This window comes from Helicobacter saguini (genome assembly GCF_000762875.2).
Classification (GTDB): Bacteria; Campylobacterota; Campylobacteria; order Campylobacterales; family Helicobacteraceae; genus Helicobacter_A; species Helicobacter_A saguini.
The window spans coordinates 1-4,766 of record NZ_JRMP02000037.1 but is presented as its reverse complement, the minus strand read 5'-3'; the positions used below and the strand labels follow the sequence as shown (position 1 = coordinate 4,766).

The following is a 4,766-nucleotide window of genomic DNA, read 5'->3' as shown; positions in this document are numbered from 1 at the left end:
AGAAGTATTTTTTGATTTTTTTATCAATGGCAATAAAAAAAAGCGTTTCGGCTTACCAAAAGTAAATGAAATCAAAAAGGCTGTAAAGCAGATTCTAAACATATAAAAATATGCTAGAATAACATTTTTCAAAACTTAAATGTATTTTTATAGAATCTAATTTTAGAATCTATAAAATATATTTAAGGAATGAAAATGGCTGAAAAGAATGAAAAAGATTTGAGTTTTATGGAGCTTTTGTTAAGAAGCTTAGGAATGAAAGGAAAAGAACATGACGCAACCGATACACCCACAATCAAATTGCCCGATACCACCAAAACAGGACATGGACAAAATAATACAAATAATAGTGGAGAACAAGAACAATCCACAAGCATTGAAAGTGATACAGGACTTTACACCGCCACACATAATGGAAGCATTAGTGAAATACTCCAAGCAGAGAGCAGACGAAGCGGAGCTAGAGCTGAAATTGTTAAGGAAATCGATACAAGAAAACAAAGCATTGACGAAAGAAATTCTGCAATTCAAGGAATCAATCGAGACGAACTCGAAGAGCAAAAACGATTAAAATTAGATTATTTCGAGCAAAGAGTAAAAACTCAAGATACAAATGACAAATACAATGAAATCTTATCAAATAGAGAAGTTAAAAGAATACAAAATCAATTTGATTTAATCACAAAAGATAAAGGCGATAAAGTAGCTTTAGAATCTTATAAAGGTTTTTGTGAATATTGTGACAAACAAATGAAAAATGGCTACATAAAAGGATTAATACAAGGTAGAAAAGAAGTAGAAGAAATGCTAAAAATCTCACACGAAAAAATAAAAATCTACGAAAAATCTTTGGAATCTAAATCTTTAGAATCTAAATCGCAAGACAAAGACAAAGGCTTTTCTCGCTAGATTTTATAATATTAAAAGGTAAAAAATGATAGATTCTAAAACTTTTCACAATACCGATGCGATTTCTTTTATGAAAAAATTAGATTCTAATAGCATTGATTTAATCATTGCTGACCCCCCTTATTTTGAAATTTGTGGCGAGTTTGATTTTGGAATCTTTAAAAATGTGAATGAATATTTGCAATGGAGCAAAACTTGGCTTTTAGAATCTAAACGCATTTTAAAAGAAAGTGGCACATTAATTCTTTGGGGCGGCGTGGGAATTAAACCTTTGAGTTTTGCTAGACTTGCGATTATGATTGAAGATAACAAACTTTTTAAAATCAAAAATTGGGTAACGCAAAGAAATACTCGTGGCAGGGGGAGCAAAAAAAATTATATGTCGGCTAGAGAAGATTTTTTATTTCTTACAAAAAGTGAAAATTATACATTTAACATTCCTTATAGCAATGAAAAATCTTTGCGAAAAGATTTAGGAGCAAATGGCAAACCACGAAAAAATACGCACAAAAGAATTTCAAATGTGTGGATAGATATTGCTGAAGCAAGTCAATCAAGCAAGGAGCGATGTTTCCACCCAACTATAAAAGCACAAAAGCTATGCGATAGAATCATACAAACGCATTCAAACGTGGGCGATTTAATTTTTATTCCATTTGCAGGGGCTGGAAGTGAAATCATTTCTGCGATTAGAAATAATAGATTCTATATCGCCACTGAAATAAATAAAGAATATTATGAGAAATCTTTAAAAAGAATTGTGAATTTTTAGAAATTTATCTGCTAAAACCTTGATTTTGTTGTGATTTTTTAGAATCTTTTTTGTTATTTTGCGAGTTAGATTCTATATTTTTGTGTAAAGTTTGTGTGTTTTTATTTTGATTTTGTGTTTGAGTTTGAGAAATATTTTGCGTAGTTTTTTGAATATTTTTAGAATCTTTTTGCTTAGATTCTGCGTTTAGAATCTTAGCCTTAGCTTTTAATTTTGCGTTTTGCTCTAGTATGTTTTGTCGCACGACTTGCAAAATTGTATTTAGATTCTGTAATTTTGTTTTATTTTCAAAGTCTTGTAGATATTTCATATCATGTTTCACATTGTCATTAGATTCTATATATTTTTTTAAAACGTTTAATTCTTTTTGCAAATATCGCAATGATTTATTGTCATATTGATTTATTTCTTGTGGATTTTTAAATAAAGATTCTAAGTTTTGCAGTTTTTCATTTAAAATTAGTGAAATTGTGTGGGAATTTTCTTTTAAAAGTTTGTAGTAATGCTGGAATGAATCTTCACTCATTTCATTTCTTTTAATCATTACATATCTATCCATTGATTTTAAAATGTGGAAAAATTTATCTATATTTTTTTTAGAATCTATTAGGGCTTTTGCACTTAACTTTGTGCCAAGAAGCTTACGCAGGGCATAATTTGTGTTTAGATTTTGTGCGTTAGAATCTTTATTTGCAATTATAGAATCTAAAATCTTTTTATCTAAATTTATAAAGTTTTTGATATTTTCAAAAATATTTTGTGAATTTAATCGCATTTCTTTTTGAATATTTTTTAGGGCGATAATATTTTCAGTGGAAGCGTATTTCTTATAAGTTTGCAAATAATTGATATAAGAATCTTTTTCTCGCAAATCAGCGAAAAATTCTTGTTGATTTTTTACAAATTTATCTCGCACATTTTGCATTTTAGATTCTATATCTTTGGCTATATTGTGGAGTTTGTTTATTTCTTTTTTATAGAAGTAGTTTTGTTTTTTTGTGGCATTGTGTTGTTGCTTTATTTCTTTACTTAGAATCTTTATTTCATTCCATATTTCATTTCTTTGTTTATATTTTTTATTTCTTTGATATTTGTTTAATTCTAGTTCGTCTCTAGGATTTAGCTTATATTTTTCTAATTCTTTAAAATATTTATCACGCAGGGCATAAAGATTGTCTAGTTTAGAATCTTTTTTGTTTAATTTATTTTCATAATTATCTATCTTTTTATAGATTCTATCCGCAGTTTTTTCTAAATGTGTAACGATATTTAATTGATTAGAATCTTTATAAAGAAATGAATTTAGATTCTGCTCTAAAAAGTTAGTTTTTTCACTTTTATATGCGTTGTAGTAGTTTAATCCATAATAATTTAAGCCATCGCAGAAATCATTTCGCAAGGTATTAAAGAAATTTTTTATTTCGTTTTTGTCATTAAAATGTAATTTTTTGTGGCTAAACATATCATTTTTATTTACTAAGACGTGGATGTGTGGTTTATTTTGGTGAGTGTGAATTACATAGCAATATTTGTGATTGTAGAAATTTTTTTCTAAAGTTGTTTTTACACTTTGCTCTAGTGCGTATAAATTTTTATTGTTTAGTGATTCATTTATGCTGAAACATAGATGCCAAGCTTCCTTAGCATTTTTCTTGCCTGTGAAATCCATTTCCCATTCTTTAAAAATTTCTTGCATACTTTGTTTTTCGCCATATTGATTTATTGCAAAATTTTCTAAAGAATTTGTAATTGTATATTTTAAAGCGTTTTTAATTCCTTGCGGATTTAAATTTGAAAGTAGTTTTACAACAGCTTGTTTTGGTCGTGATTTTTCAATACTGCTATGCTTTTTTAGTAAATGCAAATTTGCTGGTGGTTTTTCATATTCTTTTTTCTTTTTAAAAATTGTATTTTTTACTTTTTCAAAATCTAGTAAAAAAGATTCTACTCGTTTGTATTTTCCTATATCAAAACTCATTTTAGAATCCTTTTATTTAAATAAATCGCTTTTGTTTCCTATATCTACACATATTAAAATATTTTCTACTTTTCTATAAATTAATAATAAATAGGATTTTATGTGGCATTCAAAACAATCTTTATAATCGCCTTGCAATTTATGATTTTTATATTTTTCATCCAAGACTTCATTATTCCCTATTTTTTCTAAAACTTCATAAAATAATTCTTTATCTTTATCGCTTATTTTTTTAAAAGAAGTTTTAAACGCACTTGAAAACTTTACTTCGCATTTCATTTGGCACTCTAAGATTCTAAGTTTCTTTTTAAATCACTAATGCTTCGATACGATTTATACTCATTTGGATGCTCCAAAATATTTTCACTTTCATACAAAGCCTTTCGCAATCTATCAGTTGGCATTTTTTCAGGGTTTCTCTCTTTTACCCACTCTTTAAATTCTTTAATGGTCGTTTTTCTATTTGGATTTAGCAAACGCAATTTAACATTAGATTTTTTCGCTAATTCTCTAATTTCTTTTAAAAAATTTTCATTAGCATTTTCAAGTCGCAGTTTATAAGTCATAATACACCCCTTAATATATTTTTGCAGAATTTCACAAAAAAATTCAAAAATTTTGTAAATTTCTACAAATTTTTTGTAACTATGATTCTAAGATGATTTTTAAAGTTTGTCAATAAGATTGTATAGTAAAATTAATAGCAGGATAACCCTTTTGTATATACAAAAGGTAGTCTAAAAGCCGACACCAACGCAGTTTGTATCTAATTTTTAATATTCATTAAAAAGGAAAAGAAATTTTAAAAAATTTGCAATAAATATGAAAAAATAATTTTAAAGCTAGAAAAATACTTGCAAACTAGAATTTATAAAACTAGATAGAAATTTTAATATTTTTACTTGCAATTTAGATTCTAACTTTTAAATATTTTTTCACACCTTTATTATAGATATTTACTAGAATTTAGAATCTTTTTACAAGTTTTTTAGATTTTTTACCAGCATTTTTCTAAAATTTACCATTAATTTTTTATATTTTTTACAAGAATTTTTATACAAACTTGCAATTTAGATTCTAAAAACTAGCAAATTTTTTCTTATTTTT

5 protein-coding genes are annotated in these 4,766 nt (G+C 26.5%); 2 read left to right on the top strand and 3 right to left on the bottom strand.

The window, feature by feature from the left end; translation table 11 throughout:
- The first annotated feature begins 195 nt into the window (after positions 1 to 195).
- On the top strand, positions 196 to 909 hold the full coding sequence (locus tag LS64_RS11940) for a hypothetical protein (protein ID WP_034573121.1): 714 nt from the start codon (positions 196 to 198) through the stop codon (positions 907 to 909).
- Positions 910 to 934: 25 nt separating this feature from the next.
- Positions 935 to 1,681: a DNA-methyltransferase gene (locus LS64_RS11935; RefSeq protein WP_034573123.1), complete on the top strand. Its 747-nt coding sequence runs from the start codon at positions 935 to 937 to the stop codon at positions 1,679 to 1,681.
- Positions 1,682 to 1,685: 4 nt separating this feature from the next.
- On the opposite strand, the gene LS64_RS11930 is transcribed toward LS64_RS11935, so the two are convergent.
- Genes LS64_RS11930 through LS64_RS11920 form a run of 3 tightly spaced genes read right to left on the bottom strand, consistent with a single transcriptional unit; the run spans position 1,686 to position 4,225 of the window.
- Entirely contained in the window at positions 1,686 to 3,659 is a 1,974-nt protein-coding gene (locus tag LS64_RS11930) for a relaxase/mobilization nuclease domain-containing protein (protein WP_118949286.1), read from the bottom strand.
- Between the two features lie 12 nt (positions 3,660 to 3,671).
- A complete protein-coding gene (locus LS64_RS11925) occupies positions 3,672 to 3,938 on the bottom strand; it encodes a type II toxin-antitoxin system YafQ family toxin (protein ID WP_118949285.1) in 267 nt (88 codons plus the stop codon).
- A gap of 8 nt (positions 3,939 to 3,946) precedes the next feature.
- On the bottom strand, positions 3,947 to 4,225 hold the full coding sequence (locus LS64_RS11920; RefSeq protein ID WP_034569771.1) for a hypothetical protein: 279 nt from the start codon (positions 4,223 to 4,225) through the stop codon (positions 3,947 to 3,949).
- Positions 4,226 to 4,766 lie beyond the last annotated feature (541 nt).

Excerpts from the sequence above, each read along its gene's own strand:
- LS64_RS11940 (WP_034573121.1), top strand. The coding sequence starts at position 196 with ATGGCTGAAAAGAATGAAAAAGATTTGAGTTTTATGGAGCTTTTGTTA.
- LS64_RS11935 (WP_034573123.1), top strand. The coding sequence starts at position 935 with ATGATAGATTCTAAAACTTTTCACAATACCGATGCGATTTCTTTTATG.
- LS64_RS11930 (WP_118949286.1), bottom strand. The coding sequence starts at position 3,659 with ATGAGTTTTGATATAGGAAAATACAAACGAGTAGAATCTTTTTTACTA.
- LS64_RS11925 (WP_118949285.1), bottom strand. The coding sequence starts at position 3,938 with ATGAAATGCGAAGTAAAGTTTTCAAGTGCGTTTAAAACTTCTTTTAAA.
- LS64_RS11920 (WP_034569771.1), bottom strand. The coding sequence starts at position 4,225 with ATGACTTATAAACTGCGACTTGAAAATGCTAATGAAAATTTTTTAAAA.